Below are 25,583 nucleotides of genomic sequence, written 5' to 3'. Positions count from 1 at the left end.
TGGCGGGCGCGGCGCGGCCAGGGTCAAGGCATCCGCGCCATTTGCCAACCTGGCGTGCGGGCGGCCCCTGCGTCCGCAGCCTGCGGTGGCTTGCCGCCCGGCCGGCGCCAGGGCTATGCCTCTCCACATTCCCCAGACAAAGATCGAGGTGCGCCCGATGGCGAAGACCATGTTCACGCCGACCGGCCCCGTCCACCTGCACCAGCACGACCTGCCCGCGGGGCTCGACCTCGGGCCCGTGGTGGCGGTGGACACGGAGGCGATGGGCCTCGACGCGCGGCGCGACCGGCTGTGCCTGGTGCAGCTTTCCTCCGGCGATGGCGCGGCGCATCTGGTGCAGCTGATCCCGGAGAGCCTGGGCGGCCATGGCTACAAAGCGCCCAACCTGGCCGCGCTGATGAGCAACCCCGAGGTGGTGAAGCTGTTCCACTTCGCCCGCTTCGACGTGGGGCTGCTGCACCATGCGCTGGGCGTGGAGATCCGCCCCGTGCGCTGCACCAAGATCGCCTCCAAGCTGGTGCGGACCTACACCGACCGGCACGGGCTGAAGGATCTGCTGCGCGAATTGCTGGGCGTGGAGATCAGCAAGCAGCAGCAGACCAGCGACTGGGGTGCCCTCGAACTCACGCCCGAGCAATGCGCCTATGCGGCCAGCGACGTGCTGCACCTGCACGCGCTCTGGGCGAAGCTGGAGGCGCTGCTCAAGCGCGAGGGCAGGCTGGAACTGGCCCAGGCCTGCTACGATTTTCTCCCCACGCGCGGAAAGCTCGACCTGCTGGGGTATGAGGAGCCGGACCTGTTTCATCACTGACACGCGATCGCCGTAGGGCGCAGCCCGTAGGCGTGAATCGCGTGGCCCGGTGCAACAGGCCGGGCTCGCTCGACGCCCTCAGCCGGGGTCGATCCACCCCACATGCCCATCGGCGCGGCGATAGACCACGTTGATCGTGCGGCTCACGCTGTTGCGGAACACCACCACCGGCGCGCCGGAGAGATCGAGCCGCATGGTCGCCTCGCCCACCGAGAGCACATGCAGCTCGCCCAGCGGCTCCGCCACCACGGCGGGGTGGTCGGCGCTGGTGATGGCCTCGCCCTCCTCCGCCTCCTCGTCATGCGTGACGACGTATTCGCGCAGCACCTCCGAGGTCTCGCGCTCCGCCGCCTGGCCGCGGGCGTGCTCATTGGCGCGGCGGCGGTAGCGGCGCAGGCGCTTGGCCACATGCTCGGCCGCCTCGTCGAAGGCGCGTTGCGCGTCGGGCCCCTGCCCCTCGCCGCGCAGGCTCAGCCCGCGCCCGGCATGGAGGTTGATGTCGCAGGCGAAATGCCCGCCATTGCCGCCCTTGGCTCCCTTGTGGAAGGTGACGCGCGCTTCCAGCGCGTGGTCAAAATACTTGCCCGTGATCGCTTCCAGTCCGTCGGCCACATGGACGCGCAGCGCGTCCGATGTCTCGACCTGCTTGCCAGCGACGGTGATGTGCATGGGCTACCTTTCCTCTGTCCAGCCGTCATCCGGCCAGCAGGGAGATCGCCCTTCAGGCCGTGACGGCCTTTTCGCGCTTGCGCTGCACCGATGAGGGGATGCGCATCGCTTCCCGGTATTTGGCCACGGTTCGACGCGCGATGTCCACGCCTTCTTCACGTAGACGCAACACGATTGCATCATCCGAAAGAATGGCGCAGGGCGGCTCCGCGTTGATCATTCCGCGGATGCGATGACGCACCGCCTCCGCGCTCACGCTCTCGCCGCCTGCCGTGCCGGCAATGGCGGTGGTGAAGAAGTATTTCAGCTCCAGCGTGCCGCGCGGTGTGGCGAGATACTTGTTGGCGGTGACGCGGCTGACGGTGCTCTCGTGCATCTCCACCGCCTCCGCCACGTCGCGCAGGATCAGCGGGCGCAGATGCTCCACGCCATAACGGAAGAAGGCGTCCTGCCGGCGGACGATCTCGCTCGCCACTTTCAGGATGGTGTTGGCGCGCTGCTCCAGGCTCTTCACCAGCCAGTTGGCGGATTGGAGCTGCTCGGCCAGGAAGGTCCTCTGGTCGCGGTCGCGCAGATGGACCGTGGCGCGGGCCGCGAAGCCGCGGTTGACCAGCACGCGCGGCAGGGTCTCGGGGTTGAGGTCCAGCACCCAGCCGCCCTCGGGCGAGGGGCGCATCAGCACATCGGGCTGGATGGTCTGCAAGGGCGCGTCATCGGCGCCGGCACCCGGCTTGGGGTCTAGCCGTTTCAGCTCGGCCACCATCTCGGCCAGATCCTCGGAATCCACGCCGCAGGCCTCCATCAGGCCGCGCATGTCGCGCCGGGCCAGCAGGGGCAGGTGGTCCAGCAGACGGGCCATGTAGGGGTCGTAGCGGCCCTGTTCCTCCAGCTGCACCTGGAGGCATTCGCGCAGGTCGCGGCAGAACATGCCCACGGGTTCGAAGCGCTGCATGGCGCGGCGCACGCGCTCGACCACCGCCACCTCGCAGCCCAGGCGGGCGGCCATGGCGTCGGCGTCCAGAGTCAGGCGGCCGCTGGGCTCCACCATCGCCAGCAGGGCCGCGCCGATCAGCCGCTCCTGCCCCTCGGGCAGGTTGAGGCGGAGCTGTTCGGCCAGCCGCTCACGAAGCGAGGGGCCGGCGCCGGCCATCTCTTCGATGCCCGAGAGGTCATCGCTGAAATCGGCGCGGCCGCCCGCACCCACCGGCCCGAAATCGGGCGTATGCGCCTCGCCCGCATCCACCACGTTGGAGTAGTCGGCATCCAGCGCGGGTTCGGGGAAGGTGTCGGCGCTGGCGGCCGCGGCGGCGTCGGGCGGCGGGGCCTCGGCGGCCACGGCCACGCTGCGGGCCTCGTCGCGTTCCAGCAGCGGGTTGCGCTCCAGCTCCTCCTCGACGAAGGCCATCACCTCCATGTTGGAGGATTGCAGCAGCTTGATCGCCTGCCGCAACTGCGGCGTCATCACCAGCGATTGCGACTGCCGCAGATCGAGGCGGGGGCCGAGCATGGACGCCATCAGACGGCGTCAGCGGTGGGGGCAGGTGGCACCGGCCCCCTCAAAGGCTGAATTTTTCGCCCAGATAGACGCGCCGCACGCCTTCATGGGCGACGATCTCCTGCGGGCGGCCCTCCATCAGCACCTGGCCGTCATGCATGATGTAGGCGCGGTCAATGATCTCCAGCGTCTCGCGCACATTGTGGTCGGTGATGAGCACGCCGATGCCGCGATTCTTCAGGTGCTTCACCAGGTCGCGGATTTCGCCGACGGCGATGGGATCGATGCCCGCCAAGGGTTCGTCCAGCAGGATATAGGCGGGGTGGGTGGCCAGCGCGCGGGCGATCTCGCAGCGCCGCCGCTCCCCGCCCGAAAGCGCGAGCGAGGGCGCGCGGCGCAGATGCGCGATGCCGAATTCGTTGAGCAGGCTGTCCAGCATCTGCTCGCGCCGGTCGCGCTTGGGCTCCACCACTTCCAAGGCGGCGCGGATATTGTCCTCGACCGAGAGGCCCCGGAAGATCGAGGCCTCCTGCGGCAGGTAGCCGAGGCCGAGCCGCGCGCGGCGATACATGGGCAAATGGGTGACGTCGGCCCCGTCCATGGTGACGCTGCCCTCGTCGGGGCGGACCAGGCCCGTGATCATGTAGAAGGTGGTGGTCTTGCCGGCGCCATTGGGGCCGAGCAGCCCCACCGCCTCGCCGCGCTTGAGGTGCAGCGAGACCTGCCGCACCACCGGCCGCTTCTTGTAGCGCTTGCCGAGCCCCGTCGCGACCAGCCCGCCCGAGCCCTCGACGGCGGTCAGCGCCGGCGTGGCGGGGCGCGGCGCGGGCGCGTTGCGGATGACGGCGGGGGCGGCCGGCGGCGGGGATTCGGCGGGGCGCATCCGCGTGGCGGGGGCCGGCACGGGCTTGGGCGGCGTGGCCTCGGCGGCTGGCGGCAAGGTCGCGGCCGGCGCAGCGGCCGAAGCCGGCGCTGGCTTGGGCGGCAGGTTGCCGGCGGCCGGGGACGGGGTCGCGGCGGGTCCGGCCGGCGGAACCGGTGCGGGCTTGGGCGGCGTGGCCTCGGCGGCTGGCGGCGGGGTCGCGGGGTTGGGCCCGGGTGGCGCAGGCCTCGCCGCGCCCGTCGCCTCCGCCTTGGGCGGCGGGGGCGTGGATGCGGCGGCCTCCGCCGGGGGGGGCGCCACCGGCTTCGCAAGGGCGGGCGGAGCCGAAGCCGAGGGTGTGGCCGCGGGCGGCCCGGAGGGTGGGGCCGCGGGCGGCCCGGAGGGTGTGGCCGCGGGCGCCGCGCCCCCCTGCCCCACGCTCACCTCCGGCGGCGTGGCGACGGCCACCAGCAGCCCCGCCAGGGTCGTGCCCCGACCCGGGGTGGTGAAGGCGGGGGTTGCATTCGGCGCGGCGGCGGGCGCCCGACCTTCCGGTGGGTTCTCCTTCCCCCCGCTCACGGCCGCGTGCCCTGTCCGGGCAGGGTGGATTCCCGCGCGCCGGGCGCCACCACGCCCTGCACGCGCTGGCCGCCCTGGCCCACCAGGCGCGACACGCCGGTGTTGAGGTTCACCAGCGCCTCCTGCCCGTTGATCTGGTTCTGGCCGCGCGTGATGCGGACATTGCCCAGCAGCCGCGCCTGGCCCGTCTCGGCGGAATAGACGCCACGGTCGCCTCGCACCACCTCCTCGGCGCTGCGGATTTCCACATTGCCGAACAGCTCCACGCGGTCGAGCCGCCCCTGGCCCGGCGGGGGCGAGGCGGCGCCCTGGGTGCCCGGGCGCGGCGCCGCGCGGGCGGCGGCGGCCTGCGGGTTGTTGGCGTCCTCCAGCAGATAGGCCACCAGCACATCGGCGGTGATGCGCCGCCCGTCCTCGGTCACCACCAGCGCGTTGCCGCGGGCCACGGCCATGCGGCGCTGCGTCCAGTATTCCAGGCTGTCGCGCGCGGTGATCGCCTGCTGCGGCGTGGTCAGGCTGATGTTGCGGCCGGAGAGCACCAGCACCGACTGGTCCATGTCATAGACCGCGCGGTCACCGGTCGCGACATCGGTCGCGGTGGAGATGCGGACATTGCCCTCCGCCTCCAGCCGCCAGATCTCGTTGCTGCCGCCCAGCGCCTCGCTGCGCGGGCCATTGGCGGGGGTCGGGGTCGCGCCCGGCTGCGGGCGGTAGCGCGCCAGCAGCCGGGCGGCGTCCACCGCGGTGCCCGCGCGCTCGGCCCGGGCGCCGCCGCGCGCCACCACCACCTGCTCGGCCTGGCGCCACTCGATGCCGTCATTGGCCGTGATGTCCACGGGCCCGCCCTGGCTGAGGTCTATGGTCTGGGCCAGGGCGGCGCCGCCGAGAAGCAGCGGCGCGAGAAGGGCGAGGGTGCGGATCATTCCCGCGCCTCCAGCACCGCATGGGCGCGTCCGGTGAAGATGACGACGGCGCCGCGATCGGTCATTTCAAAGCCTTCCGAATGGATGGTGCCGAAGGGGCCCTGGGCCCGGGTGGGGCTCTGGCCGCTGGCCGCGCCCTCGGTCACGCGCACGGCGGCGCGCTGGGTGCGGAACATCATCCCGTTGTCGTGAAAGACGGTCACCTCGCCCTCCAGGTCCAGCAGGCTGCCGGCGCGATCGTAGCGGCCGTCCCGGCTTTCGAGATAGACCCAGCCGCCATCGGTCAGCAGGATGTCGGCCTTGGGCTGGTCCAGCACCACGATCTCCTGCCCCTCGGAACGCCCCTCCTCGCCGCGCGCCACCCGGCCGCCGGCGGCGCTGACGGTGTAGGGGCGGCTCACCTCGTCCACGCCCTGGTAGCGGGGGGCGACCATCTGCAGCGCCTCGGGCTCCGGCCCCGGGGCGCGGCGGAAGGAGAGGCGGGCGTCGCGCCCGTCAATGTCCGGCCAGAACAGGATCAGTGAGAACAGCCCAGCCGCCAGCAACGGCAGGCTCAGCTTGGCCAGCCGCACCGTCCAGCGCCGCCGCGCCAGGGCGCGCTTGCTGGGGGCGACGCGGGCGCGCGAGGGGATGAGGCCGCGCTCCCGCTCGCTGGGCAGCACGGCGAAGTCCTGGCGCACGGGGCGGCTCGCATTCACCGGGTCGGCCATGGCGCCCCCCTTTCCCGACAGGCGCGCGGCCCCGCGCGAGCGCCACGCGGGCGCGGGCGGGCCAGGGCGCGGCGGGGTGTGGACGCAAGCTGGACACGGGCCTTGTATGGGGGCCGGCCCGCGCCGGGGTCAAGGCAAGGATCATGCCAGAGATGTGGCGGCCTGTTGCGAAAGGTGTCAGACCCGTTCGGCCACCTTGATCGCCACCTTGCAGCCCAGCTTGATCGCGGCCGAAAGCACGCGGTAGCCGGGCGTCAGTTCCGCCTCATTGGCGAGGCCGATGTCGCGGTGCTCCAGCTCCTCCGCGCGGAAGCGGGCGATGTCCTCGCGCAGCTTCGCCTCGTCGGGGCCGAGCTTGGCCTCCTGCTCCTGGTAATGCTCGTCGATCGCCTCCTCGACGGCGACGGTGCAGGCCATGGCGGCCCGCGCGCCCATGGCGGCCGTGGCGGCGCCCAGCGCGAATCCGGCCACATGCCAGAAGGGCAGCAGGGCGGTGGGGCGCACCCGCCGCTCCGCGATCAGGCGGGAGAAGGTGTCGAGATGCTCCTGCTCCTGCTCCTGCATGTGGCGGATGGTGGGCTCGTGCCTGGTGCCGCGCAGGACGGCGAGCTGGCCCTGGTAGATCCGCTTCGCGCCGTATTCGCCCGCATGATCCACGCGGATGACCTGCTCCAGGTAGCGGCGGGGGGTGGTGCTCATCGGCGGCGGCTCCTCTCGGCGATGACGAGGGCCAGCCCCGCCAGGGAAAGACCATAGATCAGGTTCAAGGCGGCCATGGAAAGGGGGACGCCGGGAATCAGCCACACCGGCTCGTCGCAGGGCTTGGTGGGGGCGGCGGCGAGGCTCGCCATCATCTGGTCCAGCGTCATGGCGCCGCCGGCCGTGGGCGCCGCGCAACCCGGCAGGGGCGACGGCCACCAGCCGAACTCCACCCCCACATGGAAGCCCGCGATGCCGGCCGAGACCAGCGCGGCCGCGCCCGCCGCCCAGAGCAGCCTGCGCCGCGCGACGAAATGCGCGGCCACCGCCAGCGCGGCCGCCGCCCAATAGGGCCAGCGCTGCCACAGGCAGAGCTCGCAGGGGACGAGTTCGAACCAGGTCTCGCTGCCGCGCGCGAAGAGCGGCGCGGCGGCGGCCAGCAGGGCGACGAGAAGGGCACCGGACATGTGGCGGCATGTGCCCTGCGTCCGGCCCTTCCGCAATGCCCGGCGGCCACGTTACGCTTCCCGCATCAAGGGGAGGCCATTGTCCATGCTGCGTATCTGGGGCCGCACGAGCTCATCCAACGTCATGAAACTGCTCTGGCTCTGCGAGGAGCTGGGCATTCCCTATGAACGGGTGGATGCCGGCGGCGCCTTCGGCCGCACGCGCGACCCCGACTACCTGGCCATGAACCCCAATGCCCGCGTGCCCACGCTGGAGGAGCCGGACGGCTTCGCCCTGTGGGAGAGCAACACCATCTGCCGCTACCTGGTGGCGACCCGCGCGCCCGGCCATGCCATGCACCCCACCGAGGCCCGGGCCCGGGCGCGGACGGAACGCTGGATGGACTGGCAGCTCGGCCACCTCAACGCGCCCATGACCGTGATCTTCTTCACCTATGTCCGCACGCCCGAGGAGAAGCGCGACATGGTGGCCACCGCCGCCGCCAGGAACGAGGCCGAGGCGCTTTGGGACATGGTGGAGAACGCGCTGGGCGACGACCCCTATCTGGGCGGGGCGGAGCCGAGCCTCGCTGATATCGCGCTCGGCCCCTACCTGCACCGCTGGCTGAACCTGCCCATCACGCGCAAGGCGCAGCCCCGCCTGGAGGCCTGGCATGCGCGGCTGAAGCAGCGCCCGGGCTATGCCACCCACATCGCCGTGCCGATGAGCTGAAAGGGAGCGCGCGCATGCGAACCACCGTCACCCATGCGGAGGGGCGGGACTTCACCCGCGGCCTGCGCGCCTTCTTCGAATATGGCGACCTCGGCATCGCCGGCGCCACCGAGGGGCGCTTCGGCGCCCATGTCATCCGCGCCATCCCGGGCGAGCATCCGGAGCCCAAATGGCACCTGCATGAGCTGGACTTCCAGATGGTCTGGGTCGTGCGCGGCTGGGTGCGCTTCGAATACGAGGATATCGGCGAGGTGACGCTGACCGCCGGCACCAGCGTCTACCAGCCGCCCCGCGTGCGCCACCGCGAGATCGCGCATTCGGATGACCTGGAGCTGGTGGAGATCACCTCGCCCGCGCAATTCGAGACGAAGCTGGTGGACGGGCCGGGCTGAGGCTTCCCGGCGCCTTGGGCAGGCGTCCAAAAAAAATGGCGGTGCATTGCTGCACCGCCAAGTTAAGGGAGGAAACGTCCAAGAAAGCGGGCAGGAACCGAAATTCCTGCCGCCCCCCTCATATAGCGGGGTGATCGCTCGCATGCAAGCGAGTTATTGCATTGCAACATGGAAATTTTTGATGGCCTCGGAACCCGCTGGCATGGCGGTTGCTGTCCTCCTCCGGCATGAGGAATTTCCTGGCTTTTTCCGGCCTCGCCTGGGCCTTCGCCGCCTGCCTGTCCCTGGCTTCCGAGGGGGTCCGCGCCCAGCCCCTGTCGCCCACGCAACTCTGCCGTGCCGCCATCGCAACGGCGGAGCGCGAGGCCAGCCTGCCCCCGGGCCTGCTCCAGGCCATCGGACGGGTGGAATCCGGCCGGGCGGACCCTGTCACGGGCGAATTCGGCCCCTGGCCCTGGGCCATCAATGCCGAGGGGCGCGGCCATTTCTTCCCGGACCGGGCGGCAGCCATTGCCGGGGTGGAGGCGCTTCGTGCCCGGGGGGTGCGGATCGTGGATGTGGGCTGCATGCAGGTGAACTTGCATTTCCACCCCCAGGCCTTCCCGGACCTGGCCACCGCCTTCGACCCGCTGGCCAATGCCCGCTACGCCGCGCGCTTCCTGACGGACCTCCAGTCCCGCACGCCGGACTGGCTGCAGGCCGCGGGCCACTACCATTCCCACACGCCGCATTTGGCCGAGGCCTACCGCAACCGTGTCGCCGCCGCCTGGCCCGAGGCCCAGGCCCGCCTGGCGCAGGACCGGGCGCTGGCCACGCGCGGCACGCCAAGGGTGGCGGCGCTGTCCAATGGGGATGAGCGTGCGCAGATTCTTCCCGGCGCGCCGGGGGGCGGGCGGGGGCTCGACGCCTATCGCGCGCGGCCGGTGGTCATCGCGGGGCGCGGCCCGCCGGCGCTGGCCTTGGCCAGCGCGCCGCCGCCCGTGCCGGTCACGGCCGCCGCGCGCCGGCTGCCCTGGTATCGGCCCCCGGCGGAGTAGACCGTCTCAATAGACGGCGCGGCCGCCCGACACGTCGAAGACCGCCCCCGTGGTGAAGCTCACGGCGTCCGAGGCGCAGAAGGCCACCATCTCGGCCACCTCCTCGGGCAGGCCGAAGCGGCCCAGGGGAATCTTGGACTTCATCCAGGCGATCTGCTCCGCCGTCATCTGGGCGAAGAGTTCCGTCTCCACCGCGGCGGGGGTGACGCAGTTGACCCGCACGCCCGTCCCGGCCAGCTCCTTGCCCAGCGACTTGGTGAGGCCGATGACGCCGGCCTTCGCCGCCGAATAGGCGCTGGCCATGGGGTTCCCATCCTTGCCGGCGATGGAGGCGATGTTCACGATCCGCCCCGCATCGCGCGCCCGCATCCCCGGCAGCACGGCGCGGCAGCAGAGATAGACGCCGATGAGATCCACCTCGATCACCTGGCGCCAGGAATCCACCGGATAATCCTCCAGGAGGTGGTTGGGGCCGGTGATGCCGGCATTGGCGACCAGGATGCCGCAGGGGCCAAGGGCCGCCTCGGAGCGGGCGAGTGCCGCCTCGATGGCGGCCGCGTCGGTCACGTCCACCGCCTCGGCATGGGCGCCGAGCGCCTTCGCCGCCGTCGCCACCGCGGCCACGTCCCGGTCCCAAAGTGCCAACCGCGCGCCGCCGGCCTTGAGCCGCTGCGCGATGGCCAGCCCCAGCCCCCGCGCGCCCCCCGTCACCACCGCCATCTTCCCGTCCAGACCGCGCACGCACCGCCTCCCTGCCGCGCCGGGGGCGCTTGGCCCCCATCCCTTGTTTCAAGGGGGCCACGGTGCGATGGTGCGGCCCGCATCGCAACACTCCGGTTGAGGACCCCCGCGGGCGCGCGCGCCGGCGGGGTCGAGAAAAGGCAAGGACCGCATGGCCAAGATCAAGGTGAAAACCCCCGTCGTGGAGATGGACGGGGACGAGATGACGCGCATCATCTGGGGGTTCATCAAGGACCGCCTGATCCTCCCCTACCTCGACATTGACCTGAAGTACTACGACCTCGGCATCCAGCACCGCGACGCGACCGATGACCAGGTGACGGTGGATGCCGCCAACGCCACCAAGCAGTACGGCGTGGGCGTGAAGTGCGCGACCATCACCCCGGATGAGGCCCGCGTCGCCGAATTCGGCCTGAAGAAGATGTGGCGCAGCCCGAACGGCACCATCCGCAACATCCTCGACGGCACGATCTTCCGCGAGCCCATCATCTGCAAGAACGTGCCGCGCCTGGTGCCGCACTGGTCCAAGCCCATCGTGGTGGGCCGCCATGCCTATGGCGACATCTACCGCGCCGCCGAGACGAAGATCCCCGGCGCCGGCAAGGCCACGCTCACCTGGACGCCCGCCGATGGCGGCGCGCCGGTCGAGATGGAGGTGACCAACTTCCCCGCCGGCGGCGGCGTGCTGATGGGCATGCACAACACCCGCGCCAGCATCGAGGGCTTCGCCCGCGCCAGCCTGAACTACGGCCTCTCGCGCGGCTACAGCGTGTATTTCAGCCACAAGAACACGATCCTCAAGGCCTATGACGGCGAGTTCAAGGACATCTTCCGCAAGGTGTTCGACACGGAATTCGCCGACAAGTTCAAGGCCGCCGGCATCACCTACGAGGACCGGCTGATTGACGACATGGTGGCCTGCGCCCTGAAGTGGGAAGGCGGCTATGTCTGGGCCTGCAAGAACTACGATGGCGACGTGCAGTCGGACATCGTGGCGCAGGGCTTCGGCTCGCTCGGCCTCATGACCTCCGTGCTGCTGTCGCCCGACGGGCAGACGGTGGAGTCGGAAGCCGCGCATGGCACGGTGACGCGCCATTACCGCGAGCACCAGAAGGGCCGTGAGACCTCCACGAACCCCATCGCCTCCATCTTCGCCTGGACGCGCGGCCTGGCCTATCGCGGCAAGTTCGACAACACGCCGGACGTGACGGCCTTTGCCGAGGCGCTGGAGCAGGTCTGCATCGAGACCGTGGAAGGCGGGCAGATGACCAAGGACCTCGCCATCCTCATCGGCAAGGACCAGCCCTACCTCTCCACCCAGGCCTTCCTGGCCGCGCTGGACGAGAACCTGAAGAAGAAGATGGGCTGAACAAGCCCAGGACGCGCCGGGCACCTGCCCGGCGCGAACGGCCCCGGAGGACTTCACGATGCATGTGGATTACTACTACTCGCTGAACTCCCCCTGGGCCTATCTCGGCTCCACGCGCTTCGAGGCGATGTGCGCGAAGCACGGGGCGACCGTGATGCCCTACCCCGTGGATTTCGGGGTGATCTTCCCGGCCTCGGGCGGCTTGCCGCTCCCCAAGCGCGCCCCGCAGCGCCAGGCCTACCGGCTGATGGAGCTGGCGCGCTGGAGCCGCCACCTGAACCTGCCGCTGAACCCGCAGCCCTCCTCCTTCCCCTTCAACGAGCCGCCCATCGCCGCCGCCGTGATCGCGCTGCGCGAGACGCAGGGCGTGGTGCCGGCCATCAAGCTCTCGCACCGCATCATGCGCGCCATCTGGGCCGATGACGTGAACCCGGCCGACCCCGCCACCTTCGCGACCCTGGCCGCCGATGTGGGGCTGGACGGCCCCGCCCTGCTGAAGCTGGCCGAGGACCCGCAATGGCTCGACCGCCGCCGCACGGACAGCGAGGCGGCGCTGGAGCGCGGCGTCTTCGGCGCCCCCAGCTTCGTCATCGAGGGCGAGATCTTCTGGGGCCAGGACCGGCTGGACTTCGTGGAACGGAAGCTCGCCGGCCAGGGGTGAGCCCGGCATGACCGGCTGGCCGATCAGCCCGCTCGACCTCGCGGCCCTGCTGGTCTTCCTGGGCTGCTGGACGGGCTATTCGGCGGTGGTGGACCGCATTCCCTCCATCCGCTCGCGCTCCGTCATCGCGGCGATGGACATGCACCGCCGCACCTGGATGCGCGCGCTGCTGACGCGCGACAACCGCATCAGCGACACGGCCATCATCGGCAACCTGATGGCCAGCACCTCCTTCCTGGCCAATACCTCCATCTTCATCCTGGCGGGCCTGGTGGCGCTGCTGGGCGCGCCCGATCTTGGGCAGCGGGCGCTCTCCGCCCTGCCCTTCGCCCAGCCGCCCGCCACCGACTTCGCCTGGGAGCTGCGGATCTTCCTGCTGGTCTTCATCTTCGTGCGCGCCTTCTTCGAGCTGACCTGGGCGCTGCGCCAGTTCAACTACTGCTCGATCGTGGTGGGCGGCATCGGCATGGGCGACGCCGCCCTGCCCCAGGCCGACATGGCGGCCGAGGTCGCCAACCGCGCCGCGCGCCACTTCAACACCGGCCTGCGCGCCTATTATTTCGGCCTGGCCGCGCTGACATGGATTCTTCACCCGGTGGCCCTGATCCTGGCGTCGCTGCTGGTGCTACGTGAGCTGCACCGGCGGGAATTCCGCTCGGTGGTGCGGGAGGCGTTGACGCGTGGATAGTGTGGTTCGTCATGTCCTGGAATTGTCGCGGCGCGGGGCGCTGCGCGGGGCCACGGGGCTTGCGGCGCTGGCGGCCCTCGCCCCGCGCCCGCTGCGCGCCCAGGCGCCGGGCCCGCTCTTCACGCTGGGCGTCGCCTCGGGCGATCCGTGGCCGGATTCGGTGGTGCTCTGGACGCGCCTCGCCCCCGCGCCGCTGGAGGATGGCGGCGGCATGGGAAATGACGCCGTGCCCGTGGCCTGGGAGGTGGCGGAGGATGACGGCTTCCGCCGCGTCATCGCGCGCGGCGAGGCCGTGGCCCGCCCCGAATCCGCGCACGCCGTGCATGTCGAGGCGGGCGGGCTGCGGCCGGGGCGCCCCTATTTCTACCGCTTCACCGCCCAGGGCCAGCAAAGCCGCGTGGGCCGCACCCGCACCGCCCCCGCGCCCGGCGAGGCCGCCGCGCTGAACTTCCTGGCCGCCGGCTGCCAGAACTACGAGCACGGCCACTTCACCGCCTGGCACCACGCCGCGCGCGAGGAGGATGTGGCCTTCGTCTTCCACTATGGCGACTACATCTACGAGCATGCCGGCCGCCGCCCGGGCCAGGGCGGCTGGGGCCCGGTGGTGCGCTCCCACCACGGCCCGGCGACCTACACGCTCGACCAATACCGCAGCCGCCACGCGCAATACCGCACCGACCCGGACCTCGCCGACGCCCAGGCCGCCCACCCCTTCATCACCACCTATGACGACCATGAGGTGGAGAACAACTGGGCCGCGATGCAAAGCCAGCGCGACGGAACGGGCCGCTTCCGCGACGTGGTCGTGACCCCCGAGGAATTCGCGCTGCGCGCCGCCGCCGCCTTCCAGGCCTGGTATGAGCACACGCCCGTCCGCCCCGGCGCCCGCCCGCGCGCGGAGCACATCACGGCCTACCGCCGCCTGCGCTTCGGCAGCCTGCTGGATTTCCACGCGCTCGACACCCGCCGCTTCCGCGACGATCAGCCCTGTGGCGACGGCACGCGAATCCCCTGCGAGGCGGTGGCGCGGCCGGACGCGCAGATGCTGGGCCCTGTGCAGGAGGCATGGCTGCGCGAGGGCCTGCGCGAGGGGCGCGGCACCTGGCAGGTGCTGGGTCAGCAGGTCTTCTTCACGCCGCGGGTCTTCCCTGGCGGCCCCATCAGCATGGACAGCTGGGATGGCTACCCCGCCGCCCGCGCCCGCGTGCTGGACATGCTGGAAGGCCGCAACGCCGTGGTGCTGACGGGCGATGTGCATCGCGCCTGGGCGGGCGACATCCAGCGCAGGCCCGAGGGCCCGGCGCTGGGGGTGGAATTCGTCACCACCTCCATCAGCAGCGAGGGCGATGGCAGCGAGGCCCAGCCCACCGCCGAGGGGGTGCTGCGGAACAACCCCCATCTGCGCTTCCACAGCAACCGCCGCGGCTACACGCGGCACGAGGTGCGGGCGGACCAGCTCAGCGCCATCTACCGCGCCGTGCCCTATGTGGAACGCCCCGGCGCGCCGCGCGAGGATAGGGCGCATCTGGTGACGCTGGCAGGAAGGCCGGGCATCGTGCCGGGTTGATAGCAGCCTTGAAGGAATGGCCGTTTTCCTTCTTCATCCCCGGGCATAACGACGCGAGCAGAAGCTATGCCTGTGACTCCGACGGAAGGCCGACTCAGTGAGCTATGCGCCAATTCCTTCCTGCGCCTTTGGTGCTTTCCTAATCCTGCCAGAGATGACGGAAAAGAATTATGCGATGCACTCGTAGTATTTGGCGAATACATTATCATATTCTTTGATAGAGAAAGAGTATTACGAATTACAGAAGATCAAAAAACCAACGAACTCAATTGGAAGCGCTGGCAACGAAAATGCATAAATAACCAAATTGATAGCCTAGAGGGAGCAGAGCGTTATATAAAATCTGGTAGAAGTATCTTTCTCAACCGTAATAAACATACCTCATTAGATGCCATAGTGCCAAAAAATGCTAAATTTATAAAGATTTTGGTGGCTCATGGGGCGCATAACGCATGTAAAGCATACAGACCAGAAAATATATATGGTAGTCTAGCAGTAATTTACTCTAAAAGTCCTGAAATTGATTTCTCCATGCCCTTTGTTATTCAGCTGGATTCCAATAATCCGGTTCATGTTTTAGATGGACATAATTTTGCACTTATATTACGAGAACTCGATACTATCAGTGATTTTATTTCTTATATTATTGAAAAAGAAAGAGCGATTTCTCAGGTCGAGTATTTTAATTATTGTGGAGAGGAGGATTTGCTTGGCTATTATATGAGATCTTTTGATAAAATTTCTAATAATAGAGTACTCATAAAAGACCGCGATGCAACTGGATTTATGGTAGAAGAGGGATTCTGGCAGTCATTTGTCAAAGATGCAATTTATCGTAATACAAAAAAATCCAATCAATCTTCGTATTTATGGGATCGATTTATTGAAAAATTATTTTCTTTTATCTCACTAGCTGAATTTAAAGCGGGGCGATTTCATCAGAGCGATAGCCCGCTTTTTCAAATGGCAAAAGAGCCACGATTTTATAGGCGCATGCTGTCAAATCGCCTTAATGTAGCCTTCAAAGAATTTCCTGCGCAGGTAGCTGGACCAACACGAAAAATTACGTTGATATCGTCATTGACTGATGAGGTTGTTTATATTTTTGTGCAGATCCATGGCTTTGTCGGAGTTATTTCTGATATTACTGCAGCTCGTCATCGCTTACTCGAAGTCTCTTCGTTTTCCGCGCTTGATCGGCTTCCTGATAAGAAAAAGGCAATTGGTTTTATTTTTACAGCACCAAAATTTTCTAAAGATTTTGATGTAGAAGTTATTACATTAAATAGAGAGGATCTTTCGGTAGAGGATATAGAAAGTCTTAAATTAGACCAGGAAAAACTTAAAATACTTCGGCCCGAGACAGTTATGCAGGTGTTTCACGAAAACGAATTTATTCCTCCTTCGTCAAGCGCTCCACGATCAGCGCGACGTAATAAGGTTGGTCGAAATACTACCTGTCCTTGTGGGTCGGGCAAGAAATATAAGTATTGCTGCATATAAGACGGGGAACCGCATCATGGCGCGCATCGGCTTCGTGGGGCTCGGCAATATGGGCCTGCCCATGGCCCGCAACCTGGTCCGGGCGGGGCATGAGGTGGCGGGCTATGACCTCAGCGCCGCCGCCATGGACGCGGCGGCCGAGGCCGGCATCACCCGCGCGCAATCCGCGGCCGATGCGGCGCGCGGCGCGGGCTTCGTCATCACCATGCTGCCCGCCGGCACCCATGTGCGCGAGGCCTGGCTCGGCGCGGGCGGCATGGCCGAGGCCGCCCCGCCCGATGCCGTGCTGCTCGACTGCTCCACCATTGACGTGACCACGGCGCGGGAGGTGGCTTCGGGCCGGCCCATGCTGGACGCCCCCGTCTCGGGCGGCACCATGGGGGCGGAGAACGGCACGCTGACCTTCATGGTGGGCGGCGATGCCGAGGCCTTCGCCCGCGCGAAACCCATCCTGGAGGCGATGGGCCGGACCGTGGTGCATTGCGGCGCCTCGGGCGCGGGCCAGGCGGCCAAGCTCTGCAACAACATGCTGCTGGCCATCTCCATGATCGGCACCTGCGAGGCCTTCACCCTCGCCGAGAAGCTGGGCCTCAGCCATGAGGCGCTGTTCGAGGTGGCGAGCAAATCCTCCGGCCAGTGCTGGTCGCTGACCACCTATTGCCCCGTGCCGGGGCCTGTGCCGGGCAGCCCGGCCAACCGCGGCTATGCGCCGGGCTTCGCCACCGCGCTGATGCTGAAGGACCTTGGCCTGTCGCAGCAGGCGGCCGGCGCCGTGGGCGCGGCCACGCCGCTGGGGGCGGCGGCGCTGACGCTCTATGAGCGTTTCGCGGCCGATGGCGGGGCGCTGCGGGACTTCTCGGGCATCATCGAGATGCTGCGGGAGGCCTGATTCGCGGCTTCCGGTTCAGCCAGGCATCGAGCGCCAGCAGGGCCAGCGCCGTCAGGATCAGGTTCAGGGGTTCGGCGAGGATCAGCATGGGGGCAATATGCCCCCTGCCCACGTCAGCTCCGGTCGCGCAGCCAGGCGATGGCGACCCACGCCAGCACGATCAGCAGCGGGATCAGGACGACAGGCTCGCTCAGCAGGACGGCGAGGCCGAGCACCCCCTCAATCCGGGAAGGGGTCGGGCACGCCCTCGGGCAGGGCCACGCGGTCCACGTTCAGGGTGAAGGAGACGGCGGTGTAGTAGCCGGTGATGCCGAGCAGTTCGGCGCAGCCCTTCTCGCCGAAGAGGCGCTTGGCGTCCTCGAAGGCCTCGTCGCTGACATCGCCCGTGGCCTGCACCTCGGAGACGAAGCGGAAGACGGCGGCCTCGTCCTCGGCCATGTTGGAGGGGGTGCGGCCCAGGCGCACATCCTCCGCGATGGCGGGGCTGAGGCCGCCATCCATCGCCATCTTGTGGTGGGCATACCATTCGAAGCGCGCGCGCCAGCGCTTCGCGGTGACGAGGATGGCGAGTTCGGAGAGGCGCGGCGGCAGGCTGCTTTCCCAGCGCATGAAGCGGCCGACATTCTGCAGCCGCTCGGCCATCTCGGGGCTGTGCAGCCAGGCGGGGAAAGGCCCCTTCACGCCGGCCCGCGCGCCCGAGCCGATATTGGCGGCGACCTCGCGCTGGCGGGTGGTCATGGTGGCTTCCGTCAATGGCGTGAAGCGGGGCATGGGCGTTTCCTCCTGTGTCGTTGCGGGTAGGATGGAACGGGACAGGGGGAACGCCAATGGCCGTGCGGAACGTGCTCTTCATCATGTGCGACCAGCTGCGCTGGGACCATCTGGGCTGCGCCGGCCACCCGCATCTGCGCACGCCCAACCTGGACCGCCTGGCCGCGCGCGGGGTGCGCTTCGACCAGGCCTATGTGCAGTCGGGCATCTGCGGCCCCTCGCGGATGAGCTTCTACACGGGCCGCTATGTCGCGAGCCACGGCGCCACCCACAACCGCGTGCCGCTCTCCGTGGGCGAGGTCACGCTGGGCTGGCATCTGCGCGAGGCGGGGCGCACCCTTGCCTTGGCGGGAAAGACCCACATGCTGCCCGACGCGCATGGCATGAAGCGCCTGCTGCTCGACGGTCAGGATGAGCTGGCGGTGCTGCTGCGCGAGGGCTGGTTCACCCTGCTGGACCGCCATGACGGCCACCACGCCGAGACGCAATCCGCCTACGCCCATTGGCTGCGCGCCCAGGGCTATGACAGCCAGGACCCCTGGACGGACTACGTCATCGCCGCCACCGACACGGATGGCAGCATCCGCAACGGCTGGAAGATGCGCCACGCCCGCCTGCCCGCCCGCGTGCGCGAGGAACACAGCGAGACCGCCTACACCACCGACCAGGCGCTGCGCTTCATCGCGGCGCAGGGCGATACGCCGTGGGTGCTGCATCTTTCCTATGTGAAGCCGCACTGGCCCTACATCGCCCCCGCCCCCTATCACGCGATGTATGGGCCCGAACACGCGCTGCCCGTCCGTCGCCACGCGGCGGAACGCGGCAACGACGCCCACCCCGTCCTGCGCGAATTCCAGCAGGAGGAGGTGGCGCAGAGCTTCCAGAACGACGCCTGCATCGCGGCCGTGCGCCCCACCTATATGGGCCTCATCACCCAGGTGGACGACCATCTCGGCCGCGTGTGGGATTTGCTGGAGCGCATGGGGCGCTGGGAGGACACGCTGGTCGTCTTCACCTCCGACCATGGCGACTATCTGGGCGACCATTGGCTGGGCGAGAAGGAACTCTTCCACGACTGCATCCAGCGCGTGCCGATGATCCTCTACGATCCATCACGCGAGGCCGACGCCAAGCGCGGCGCCGTCGAGACGCGCTTCGTGGAGGCCATCGACCTGGTGCCCACCTTCCTCGACGCGCTGGGCCTGCCCGAGGCGCCGCATGTGCTGGAGGGGCGATCCCTGCTCGGCCTCACGCGCGGCACCGCGACGGAGTGGCGCGAGGCGGCGATCAGCGAACTCGACATCACCTTCCGCGCGGCGCGGCGGCGGCTTGGTCTGCCCACCGGCCAGCATCGCGGCTTCATGCTGCGCACCGCGGAGTGGAAATACATCCACTGGACCAGCGGCCTGCCGCCGCAGCTCTATGACCTCCGCGCCGACCCTGACGAATTCCACGACCTGGGGCAGGACCCCGCGCATGAGGCCAGGCGCGTGGCGATGCGCGAGCGCCTGCTGGCATGGGCCACCAACCTCAAATGCCGCACCACCCTGACCTGGGCCGAGGCCGAGTTCCGCACCGATCGCCACAAGGCCGCCGGCGTTTTCTATGGCGAGTGGTGAAACCAGCCCGGCGCGAAGACCGTGATGCCATCCACCTCGGCCAGCAAATCGCGCGCCGGATCACGGCGCGCCTCCACCAGCGCGCGAACCGCGTCGTCGCGCAGGATGTAGAGGGTGCCGGCCTCCCACTGCCCCGCCTCCAGCGCCGCCCGCACGCTTGCGTTCAGCGCCTCGACCAGCGCTGGGTCCACGCGGGAGAGATAGACGGCGTCGCTCGGGATGCCGCGGGGGGCGGTCCAGCGGCTGAGTTCCTCCCAATCCTCGCCGAAATTCCCGGCGGGGACGGCGCGGACGCGCTGGATGCGGCGCGCGGCCTCGTCCCAGAAGGGGTCGGGCAGGCGCTCGGCGGCGATGGGGGGCGCGGCGGCGACCAGGGCGCGGAACTGCCCCATGCCCGCCTGCACATCCACCGCCTGCACCACGAAGGCGCCCATCAGCACCACCCTTAGCCAGGGCCGCGCCAGGTGCCGCGCCAGCACGGCGATGGCGGCGAAGATCAGCGCATAGCCCAGCGGCCAGAAGAAGCGCTCGGAGGAGCGCAGCATGTCCGCGAAGCGCCGCGCGAAACCCGGCAGGTCGAACAGCGGGAACACCTGCCCCGCGACGGCGAGGTTGGGCGAAATGGCAAACGCCAGCATCCCCGCCAGCACCAGCAGCAGCAGTGCATGCGGCCGCAGCGCCGCCCAGGCCCCGCCATGGCGCAGCACGAACCACAGCGCCATGGCCAGCAGCAGCAGCGTCCCGGCGCCGAGATAGCTGCCCCCATGCTCCCAATGCCGCAGCCCGGGCAGGCCGGGCAGCAGCCAGCCCCAGGCCGTGCTGTCGAAGGGGGCGGTGAGGTCGAGCTGCGCCAGGCCGTAATGCAGCCCCATGGGCGCCACCTCGCCCGTCACGGTGAAATAGCCCGCGAGCCAGAGGGCGGAGAGGAAGGCCGCCGGCACCAGCACCAGCTGGGCCAGGGCGGCGCCCCAGGCGCGCTCCCGCCACAGCCGCCCCAGCAAATCCGCGACCCAGAGCCCCGCGCACATGGCCAGCACATAGGCGTTGAGGAGGGCCACCGTGCCCAGGCAGGCCATCCACCACGCTGTCTGCCCGCGTGCCGCGGGCCGCAGGCAGAGCCACAGCGCCCAGAGCAGCGCCCATTGGCTGACCAGCGCGAAATGCCCGCCCATGCGGTTCAGCAGCATGGGCTGCCAGGCGAAGAGGAGGGCGCCGAAGGCCCGCGCCCAGGGGTCCCGCACCGCGAGGCCCAGCAGCTTCCAGGCGAAGCCCGCCTGGAGCGCCGCGCTCAGCACCAGCCAGGGGCCCCAGTATTGCGGGACCTCGACCAGGGGGCGCAGCGCCTTGGCCAGGAAGGCCATTGCCGGCACGACATCCACGTAGAAGATGGCGCTGGAAAGTTCGAGGCCGTAATCGGGGTTGCGCCCCGGCGGCCAGGTCCAGGGGGCGGGCGCGAAATACATCCAGGCGACGAGGTAGGCCACGGGGTCCGGCCCCAGCGTGCCATGCAGCAGCCAGCCGAGGTCGTTCACGTCCAGGATGCGCGGGCCGAGTGTCAGCACCGCCGCCAGCGCGCCGCCCAGGAGAACGAGGGCCAGGGCGGCCCGTTGGGGCCACCGGCCGCCATGTGCGCTTTGCTTCCTCACCAGACCAGGGTTTCGACGCCCGGCCAGGGGGCGTCAAGCTTGAGCTACGCCGCGACCCGGCAGTAGTTCCGCGCGAAATACAGCAGCGCCGGGTCCGCGCCGCCGATCTTCACCGCCTCCACCTCCGCGAAGATCACGACATGGGTGCCCTTCTCGATCATGTCGGTGATGCGCGCGTCGAAGGCGACGAGGCAGCCCTCCAGCGCCGGCGCGCCGGTGATGATGGGTGACCAGGTGCCGAAGGCGAAGCGCGCCTCGCCATCCACGCCCGTGGCGCCCGCGAAGATGCCCGAGAGTTCCTCCTGGCTGCCGCACAGCGTGTTCACGCAGAGCGTGCCATTCGCCCGGAACAGCTCGGCCGAGGAGACGGTGCGGTTCATGCACACCAGCAGGGTCGCCGGGCTGTCCGTCACGCTGCACACCGCGCTGGCCGTGAAGCCGCCACGCCCCGCGGGGCCGCCCGTGGTGATGATGTTCACCGCCGCCGGCAGGCGGGCCATGGCATCACGGAATTGCTGGCGCTCGATGGGCATCGGGTTCGGTTCCTAACCGCAGGAGGTGAGACGGATGTTTTCGACCATGGCCGAGACGCGCGCACCGGTGTCGTCCGTATCGGTGCCGATGGCAATCTCTTGCAGGGGTGGCGGGGGGCCGCCGAAACTTTCGGTCCAGTCGGCGGCGAGGTCCACCCGCTCCTCGAACCAGCGCCCGGTGGGCGCGGCGGCCGGGCGCAGCACGCGCACCTTGCCCAGGCCGCCCATCCAGGGGCTGTAGAAGGACGCCGGCTCCCGCCCCGTGCCGCCCCAGACATAGATGAGCGCCGAGCGCGGCAGCGGGTGGTCCCCCGCCCGCGCCTGGGCCACCGCGTGCTGGGTGCGCTGCCAGAGCGAGGCGCGCGCCGGCCAGCCGGAAAAACCCACCGTCAGGGAAATGGCCCGGTCCTCGCCGCCACGGCGCGTCAAATCCGTGGGCGGCGGGCCATGGTCCACCCGCCAGCGCCAGGTGAGGCAGGCGGCCTGGCCAGGCGTGCGGCGCCAGATGAAGCTGCCCGCCGCCACGCCCTCGATGGCCACGCCGTTCGGGGTGGCGCGGAAGCGGGCCGGCGTCAGCCCGTCATAGGGCGCATGGGTCCAGCCGGCCTGGACCAGCGCCGCCTCCAGGGAAAGGGCGGCTCGCGCCCGGCCCGGCAGGGCGATGGCGGGCGCCGCTAGGGCGGCTATCATGGCACGACGCTGCATCGGTCTTTAAATGGCCGTAACCACGCGACACGCCAAGGGAGTTCCCGACCATGTCCAGCCTTTCCATCCAGGCCACCGACGGAACCGGCCGCTTCGACGCCCTTCTGGTCCGCCCGAAATCCGAGCCCGCGGGCTGCGTGGTGCTCATCCAGGAGATCTTCGGCGTGAACGCCGCCATGCGCGCGCTGTCCGAATGGGTGGCCGATATGGGCTTCATCGCCCTCTGCCCCGATCTGTTCTGGAGGCAGGAACCCAATGTGGACCTGGACCCCGATGCCGGCCAGGCGCAGTGGGAACGCGCCTTCGCGCTGATGAACGGCTTCGACCAGATGAAGGGGCTGGAGGATTTGGCCGCCACCATCGCCGCCGCCCGCGCCCTGCCCGGCAGCAATGGCAAGGTAGGCACCATGGGCTTCTGCCTGGGCGGCCGCATGGCCTGGCGCACCGCCGTGGGCACCGATGCCGAATGCCATGTCAGCTATTACGGCGTGGGCATCGAGGGGATGCTGGACGACGCGCCCAGGATCAAGCGCCCGCTGCTGATGCACATCGCCGAGAAGGACAAGTTCGTCCCGCCCGAGGCGCAATCCGCCATCCTGGCCGGGGTGAAGGGCCACCCCCAGATCACGGCCCATGTCTATCCGGGCGTGGACCACGCCTTCGCCCGCATGGGCGGCCATGCCTGGGATGCGCGGGCGGCCACCATCGCCAATGGGCGCACGGCGGAATTCCTCGTGAAGCATCTGGGCTGAGCGCGATGGAACTGCGCTTTTCCGACATCACCGCCCCGCGGCCGGACCGCGACACCCTGGCCGCGCGTTATGAGGCGCTGAACGCGGCGCTCGCCGCCGCACCCGAGGTGACCTTGCGCGAATGGGACGCCCTGCGGCGCGAGGTGGATGGCTGGATGGCGCTGGCCCATCTGCGCTTCGCCCAGGACACGACGGACGCCGAAGCGAAGGCCGAGCGCGAATATGCCGACGCCCTCGCCCCCGTCGTGCAGGGGCATGAGACGGCGATGAAGCGCCGCGTGCTGGCGGAGGTGGATTTGGCCCTCGTCGCCGAAATCTGCGGCGCGCACACGCCCGCGCTGTGGCGTTGCGACATCACCACCTTCGCCCCCGAGATCGCGGCCGATCTGGAGGAGGAGGCGAAGCTTTCCGCCCGCTACACCGCCCTGCTGGCCGGGGCGAAGCTGCGCGTGGGCGGCGAGGAGGTGAACCTCTCCGGCCTCGCCCCCCATGCCGAGCACCCTGATCGCGAACGCCGCCATGAGGCGGAGGCCGCGCGCTGGGGCTTTTTCGCGCAGCATGGCGAGGAGCTGGACGCGATCTACGACCAGCTTGTGAAGCTGCGGCACGGCATGGCGCGGAAGCTGGGCGATGAGAGCTTCACCGCCCTGGCCTACCGCCGCATGCGCCGCCTCGACTACGGGCCCGCGGAGGTCGCGCGCTACCGCGAGGAAATCGTGGCGCGGGTGGTCCCCCTGGTGGCCGAATTGCTGGAGGCGCGCCGCGCCGCCCATGGCTGGGACCGGCTGCGGTTCTGGGACGAGGCGCTGATAGACCCCGCCGGGAACCCCAAGCCGCTCGGCGACCATGACGCGCTGCTGGCCGCGGCGCAGGCCATGTTCGACGGGATGGATAAGCGCCTCGGCACCTTCTTCCGCGGCATGGCGGCGGGCGGGTTCCTGGACCTGAAGAACCGCCCGGGCAAGGCCGGCGGCGGCTTCTGCACCTCCTTCCCCAGCCAGGGCGCGCCCTTCATCTTCGCCAACTTCAACGGCACGCACCACGACATCGGCGTCTTCACGCACGAGATGGGCCATGCCTTCCAATGCTGGCAGAGCCGCGCCTTGCCGGGGATAGACCAGCTCTGGCCCGGGATGGAATCGGCCGAGATCCATTCGATGGGCCTGGAATTCCTGACCCATCCGGGCATTCATCACCTGGTGGGCGAGGATGCGGCGGAGCGGTTCCGGCGCATGCACCTGATCAGCTCGCTGGCCTTCCTGCCCTATGGCGCCTGCGTGGACCACTTCCAGCACGAGGTCTACGCCAACCCCGACGCCACGCCGGCCGAACGCCACGCCATCTGGCAGCGCCTCGAACGCCTCTACATGCCCTGGACGGATTACGGCGACCTCGCCTACCCGGCCAAGGGCGGGCGCTGGCAGGCGAAGCAGCACATCTACAACGCGCCCTTCTACTACATCGACTACGCGCTGGCGCTGTGCTGCGCCATGCAGTTCTGGCAGCGCTCACGCCGCGACGCGGCGGCGGCGCTGGAGGCCTATGTGGCGCTGTGCGGGCGGGGCGGCTCCCTGCCCTTCTCGGGGCTGGTGGATTCGGCGGGGCTCGCCTCGCCCTTCGCGCCGGGGGCGCTGGCGGGGGTGGTGGAGGAGGCGCGGGCGGTGCTGGCCTGAGCCTGCCCGGCCCATGGATGTGGCGGCGGGGACAGGCCATGTGTGATTGCGTTGCAGGCCCCGCGCGCCACGTCTAATCCTGCGCCATGCAGCGCAAGCTTCTCATCATCGGCACGAGCAACACCATCAAGCATGACGGCTTCGCCGCCGTCCTGCGCGGAATGGCGCCGCCCTTCGCGGTGGAGGCGGTGGGCCTGGGCGGCTCGCCCTCCGCCCTGCTGCCCTACATGCTTTCCAGCGCGGATTTGGCGGGGGTGACGCACCTCGCCATGGACCCCGCGGACAATGGGCAGATCTGGCAGCATGGCGATGGCGTGAGCAGCCTGGTGCTGTGGCACATGGTGGACTGGCTGCGGGCCCGCGGCATCGTGCCCGTGCTGCTCATCACGCCGCAAACCCCCATCCAGGACATCGCCCAGGCGGCCCGCGCGGCCCGGCTCGTGGAGGCCAGGGCCCGCGGCATCCCGGTGGTGGATGGCTACCAGCTGGTCGAGGACGGCGTGTGCCCTTTCGACATGCAGGACACCATGCATCTCGGGCCGGCCCTCAGCGGGGCGATGATGAAGGCCTTGATGTCGGTGGTGGTGAACGTGGCACCCGGCCCCTTCGTCGAGCGGCCGCCAAGCTTCGCCGCCCCGCGCTTCGAGGCGGAAGGCGCCGAGGTGATCGAGCGCCAGTCCAGCCTGCGCCTCCAGCGCTACACCCTGCTGCGCCCGGGCGAGGTGGCGCGGTTCAGCCTGCCGGCCCATGGCATGATGGTGGGCCTCTCCTTCAACATGCTGGGCAATCCCATCCGGGTGCGGATCACCTCCGACGAGGCCGAGCGTGTCGAGAGGCTCCATCGCATCCCGCCGCAGCAGGATGGCAGGATCCTTGAGATCATCCACAAGGTGGATCAGCTGGGGGTCGCCCTCCCCGGCCGCCACTTCGCCCTTCGCATGGAGGATGAGGACAGCATCGAGCTGGAGGCGGCGGTCTGCATCTTCCCCCGCCAGGCCCAGGAAGCGGCCTGAGCATCCGAACCGCGGGGGCGGAGGCGTGCCGCGCGGCTGATTCACGCCACCGGCTGGCGCCGGCGGCGATCAGACGCTTGCCGCGCGGCTGATTCAC

General features: G+C 69.2%; 26 protein-coding genes. 14 read left to right on the top strand and 12 right to left on the bottom strand.

Going from position 1 to position 25,583, the window contains the following annotated elements; translation table 11 throughout:
- Nucleotides 1–157: 157 nt before the first annotated feature.
- Nucleotides 158–811: a ribonuclease D gene (locus tag ICW72_RS20445; protein WP_191084348.1), complete on the top strand. Its 654-nt coding sequence runs from the start codon at nucleotides 158–160 to the stop codon at nucleotides 809–811.
- Nucleotides 812–889: 78 nt separating this feature from the next.
- On the opposite strand, the gene hpf is transcribed toward ICW72_RS20445, so the two are convergent.
- The 7 genes from hpf to ICW72_RS20410 form a co-directional block, all read right to left on the bottom strand.
- A complete protein-coding gene (hpf, locus tag ICW72_RS20440) occupies nucleotides 890–1,480 on the bottom strand; it encodes a ribosome hibernation-promoting factor, HPF/YfiA family (protein WP_191084347.1) in 591 nt (196 codons plus the stop codon).
- A gap of 52 nt (nucleotides 1,481–1,532) precedes the next feature.
- The gene (gene rpoN, locus ICW72_RS20435; RefSeq protein WP_456300171.1) at nucleotides 1,533–2,987 is read right to left on the bottom strand and encodes an RNA polymerase factor sigma-54; all 1,455 of its coding nucleotides are present in this window, start codon (nucleotides 2,985–2,987) and stop codon (nucleotides 1,533–1,535) included.
- Between the two features lie 49 nt (nucleotides 2,988–3,036).
- Entirely contained in the window at nucleotides 3,037–3,915 is an 879-nt protein-coding gene (gene lptB, locus ICW72_RS20430; RefSeq protein ID WP_223880718.1) for an LPS export ABC transporter ATP-binding protein, read from the bottom strand.
- Between the two features lie 497 nt (nucleotides 3,916–4,412).
- Nucleotides 4,413–5,339: an LptA/OstA family protein gene (locus tag ICW72_RS20425; protein WP_191084345.1), complete on the bottom strand. Its 927-nt coding sequence runs from the start codon at nucleotides 5,337–5,339 to the stop codon at nucleotides 4,413–4,415.
- Nucleotides 5,336–6,049: an LPS export ABC transporter periplasmic protein LptC gene (gene lptC, locus ICW72_RS20420; protein WP_191084344.1), complete on the bottom strand. Its 714-nt coding sequence runs from the start codon at nucleotides 6,047–6,049 to the stop codon at nucleotides 5,336–5,338. Before lptC ends, ICW72_RS20425 begins: the two co-directional genes overlap by 4 nt.
- 177 nt (nucleotides 6,050–6,226) lie before the next feature.
- Entirely contained in the window at nucleotides 6,227–6,748 is a 522-nt protein-coding gene (locus tag ICW72_RS20415; RefSeq protein WP_191084343.1) for a demethoxyubiquinone hydroxylase family protein, read from the bottom strand.
- Nucleotides 6,745–7,215: a disulfide bond formation protein B gene (locus ICW72_RS20410; RefSeq protein ID WP_191084342.1), complete on the bottom strand. Its 471-nt coding sequence runs from the start codon at nucleotides 7,213–7,215 to the stop codon at nucleotides 6,745–6,747. The genes ICW72_RS20415 and ICW72_RS20410 overlap by 4 nt, the downstream gene beginning before the upstream one ends.
- On the opposite strand from ICW72_RS20410, the gene ICW72_RS20405 reads away from it, so the two are divergent.
- The 3 genes from ICW72_RS20405 to ICW72_RS20895 all read left to right on the top strand — a co-directional run bounded on the left by ICW72_RS20405 (nucleotide 7,214) and on the right by ICW72_RS20895 (nucleotide 9,356).
- On the top strand, nucleotides 7,214–7,927 hold the full coding sequence (locus ICW72_RS20405) for a glutathione S-transferase family protein (RefSeq protein WP_332308956.1): 714 nt from the start codon (nucleotides 7,214–7,216) through the stop codon (nucleotides 7,925–7,927). The two genes, ICW72_RS20410 and ICW72_RS20405, sit on opposite strands and share 2 nt — an antisense overlap.
- A gap of 14 nt (nucleotides 7,928–7,941) precedes the next feature.
- Nucleotides 7,942–8,319 (top strand): cupin domain-containing protein, encoded by a 378-nt coding sequence (locus ICW72_RS20400; RefSeq protein ID WP_191084340.1) that lies wholly within the window; start codon nucleotides 7,942–7,944, stop codon nucleotides 8,317–8,319.
- A gap of 227 nt (nucleotides 8,320–8,546) precedes the next feature.
- Nucleotides 8,547–9,356 carry a transglycosylase SLT domain-containing protein gene (locus ICW72_RS20895; protein ID WP_223880717.1) on the top strand — a complete coding sequence of 270 codons (810 nt, stop codon included), beginning with the start codon at nucleotides 8,547–8,549 and terminating at the stop codon, nucleotides 9,354–9,356.
- Between the two features lie 6 nt (nucleotides 9,357–9,362).
- On the opposite strand, the gene ICW72_RS20390 is transcribed toward ICW72_RS20895, so the two are convergent.
- Nucleotides 9,363–10,097 carry an SDR family NAD(P)-dependent oxidoreductase gene (locus tag ICW72_RS20390; RefSeq protein ID WP_223880716.1) on the bottom strand — a complete coding sequence of 245 codons (735 nt, stop codon included), beginning with the start codon at nucleotides 10,095–10,097 and terminating at the stop codon, nucleotides 9,363–9,365.
- 151 nt (nucleotides 10,098–10,248) lie between these two features.
- Between ICW72_RS20390 and ICW72_RS20385 the strand changes: the two genes are divergently transcribed.
- The 6 genes from ICW72_RS20385 (at nucleotide 10,249) to mmsB (ending at nucleotide 16,774) form a co-directional block, all read left to right on the top strand.
- Entirely contained in the window at nucleotides 10,249–11,466 is a 1,218-nt protein-coding gene (locus ICW72_RS20385; protein ID WP_191084339.1) for an NADP-dependent isocitrate dehydrogenase, read from the top strand.
- A gap of 58 nt (nucleotides 11,467–11,524) precedes the next feature.
- A complete protein-coding gene (locus ICW72_RS20380) occupies nucleotides 11,525–12,127 on the top strand; it encodes a 2-hydroxychromene-2-carboxylate isomerase (protein ID WP_191084338.1) in 603 nt (200 codons plus the stop codon).
- A gap of 7 nt (nucleotides 12,128–12,134) precedes the next feature.
- Nucleotides 12,135–12,815: a DUF599 domain-containing protein gene (locus tag ICW72_RS20375; protein WP_191084337.1), complete on the top strand. Its 681-nt coding sequence runs from the start codon at nucleotides 12,135–12,137 to the stop codon at nucleotides 12,813–12,815.
- A gap of 1 nt (nucleotide 12,816) precedes the next feature.
- A complete protein-coding gene (locus ICW72_RS20370; protein ID WP_223880715.1) occupies nucleotides 12,817–14,382 on the top strand; it encodes an alkaline phosphatase D family protein in 1,566 nt (521 codons plus the stop codon).
- A gap of 66 nt (nucleotides 14,383–14,448) precedes the next feature.
- The gene (locus tag ICW72_RS20365) at nucleotides 14,449–15,885 is read left to right on the top strand and encodes a YecA family protein (RefSeq protein ID WP_191084336.1); all 1,437 of its coding nucleotides are present in this window, start codon (nucleotides 14,449–14,451) and stop codon (nucleotides 15,883–15,885) included.
- Nucleotides 15,886–15,901: 16 nt separating this feature from the next.
- Nucleotides 15,902–16,774: a 3-hydroxyisobutyrate dehydrogenase gene (gene mmsB, locus ICW72_RS20360; protein WP_191084335.1), complete on the top strand. Its 873-nt coding sequence runs from the start codon at nucleotides 15,902–15,904 to the stop codon at nucleotides 16,772–16,774.
- Nucleotides 16,775–16,993: 219 nt separating this feature from the next.
- Here the strand turns inward: mmsB and ICW72_RS20355 are convergent, their stop codons facing one another.
- Nucleotides 16,994–17,545, bottom strand: a complete 552-nt coding sequence (locus ICW72_RS20355) for a carboxymuconolactone decarboxylase family protein (RefSeq protein WP_191084334.1) — start codon at nucleotides 17,543–17,545, stop codon at nucleotides 16,994–16,996.
- Between the two features lie 56 nt (nucleotides 17,546–17,601).
- On the opposite strand from ICW72_RS20355, the gene ICW72_RS20350 reads away from it, so the two are divergent.
- A complete protein-coding gene (locus tag ICW72_RS20350; protein ID WP_191084333.1) occupies nucleotides 17,602–19,164 on the top strand; it encodes a sulfatase-like hydrolase/transferase in 1,563 nt (520 codons plus the stop codon).
- Here the strand turns inward: ICW72_RS20350 and ICW72_RS20345 are convergent.
- Genes ICW72_RS20345 through ICW72_RS20335 form a run of 3 tightly spaced genes read right to left on the bottom strand, consistent with a single transcriptional unit; the run spans nucleotide 19,149 to nucleotide 22,033 of the window.
- Nucleotides 19,149–20,810 (bottom strand): DUF6311 domain-containing protein, encoded by a 1,662-nt coding sequence (locus ICW72_RS20345; RefSeq protein ID WP_191084332.1) that lies wholly within the window; start codon nucleotides 20,808–20,810, stop codon nucleotides 19,149–19,151. The two genes, ICW72_RS20350 and ICW72_RS20345, sit on opposite strands and share 16 nt — an antisense overlap.
- Before the next feature lie 44 nt (nucleotides 20,811–20,854).
- Nucleotides 20,855–21,343, bottom strand: coding sequence for a flavin reductase (locus ICW72_RS20340; protein ID WP_191084331.1), 489 nt, complete (start codon nucleotides 21,341–21,343; stop codon nucleotides 20,855–20,857).
- 12 nt (nucleotides 21,344–21,355) lie between these two features.
- Entirely contained in the window at nucleotides 21,356–22,033 is a 678-nt protein-coding gene (locus tag ICW72_RS20335) for a DUF3047 domain-containing protein (protein WP_191084330.1), read from the bottom strand.
- Between the two features lie 65 nt (nucleotides 22,034–22,098).
- On the opposite strand from ICW72_RS20335, the gene ICW72_RS20330 reads away from it, so the two are divergent.
- The 3 genes from ICW72_RS20330 to ICW72_RS20320 all read left to right on the top strand — a co-directional run bounded on the left by ICW72_RS20330 (nucleotide 22,099) and on the right by ICW72_RS20320 (nucleotide 25,486).
- Complete coding sequence (locus ICW72_RS20330) at nucleotides 22,099–22,800, top strand: dienelactone hydrolase family protein (RefSeq protein ID WP_191084329.1); 702 nt, start codon at nucleotides 22,099–22,101, stop codon at nucleotides 22,798–22,800.
- 5 nt (nucleotides 22,801–22,805) lie between these two features.
- A complete protein-coding gene (locus ICW72_RS20325) occupies nucleotides 22,806–24,473 on the top strand; it encodes a M3 family oligoendopeptidase (RefSeq protein WP_191084328.1) in 1,668 nt (555 codons plus the stop codon).
- 86 nt (nucleotides 24,474–24,559) lie between these two features.
- Nucleotides 24,560–25,486: a hypothetical protein gene (locus tag ICW72_RS20320; RefSeq protein ID WP_191084327.1), complete on the top strand. Its 927-nt coding sequence runs from the start codon at nucleotides 24,560–24,562 to the stop codon at nucleotides 25,484–25,486.
- Nucleotides 25,487–25,583 lie beyond the last annotated feature (97 nt).

It is taken from the genome of Roseococcus microcysteis (genome assembly GCF_014764365.1).
GTDB classification, from domain to species: domain Bacteria; phylum Pseudomonadota; class Alphaproteobacteria; order Acetobacterales; family Acetobacteraceae; genus Roseococcus; species Roseococcus microcysteis.
The sequence above is the reverse complement of the archived record's forward strand: the minus strand, read 5'-3'. Positions and strand labels throughout refer to the sequence as shown.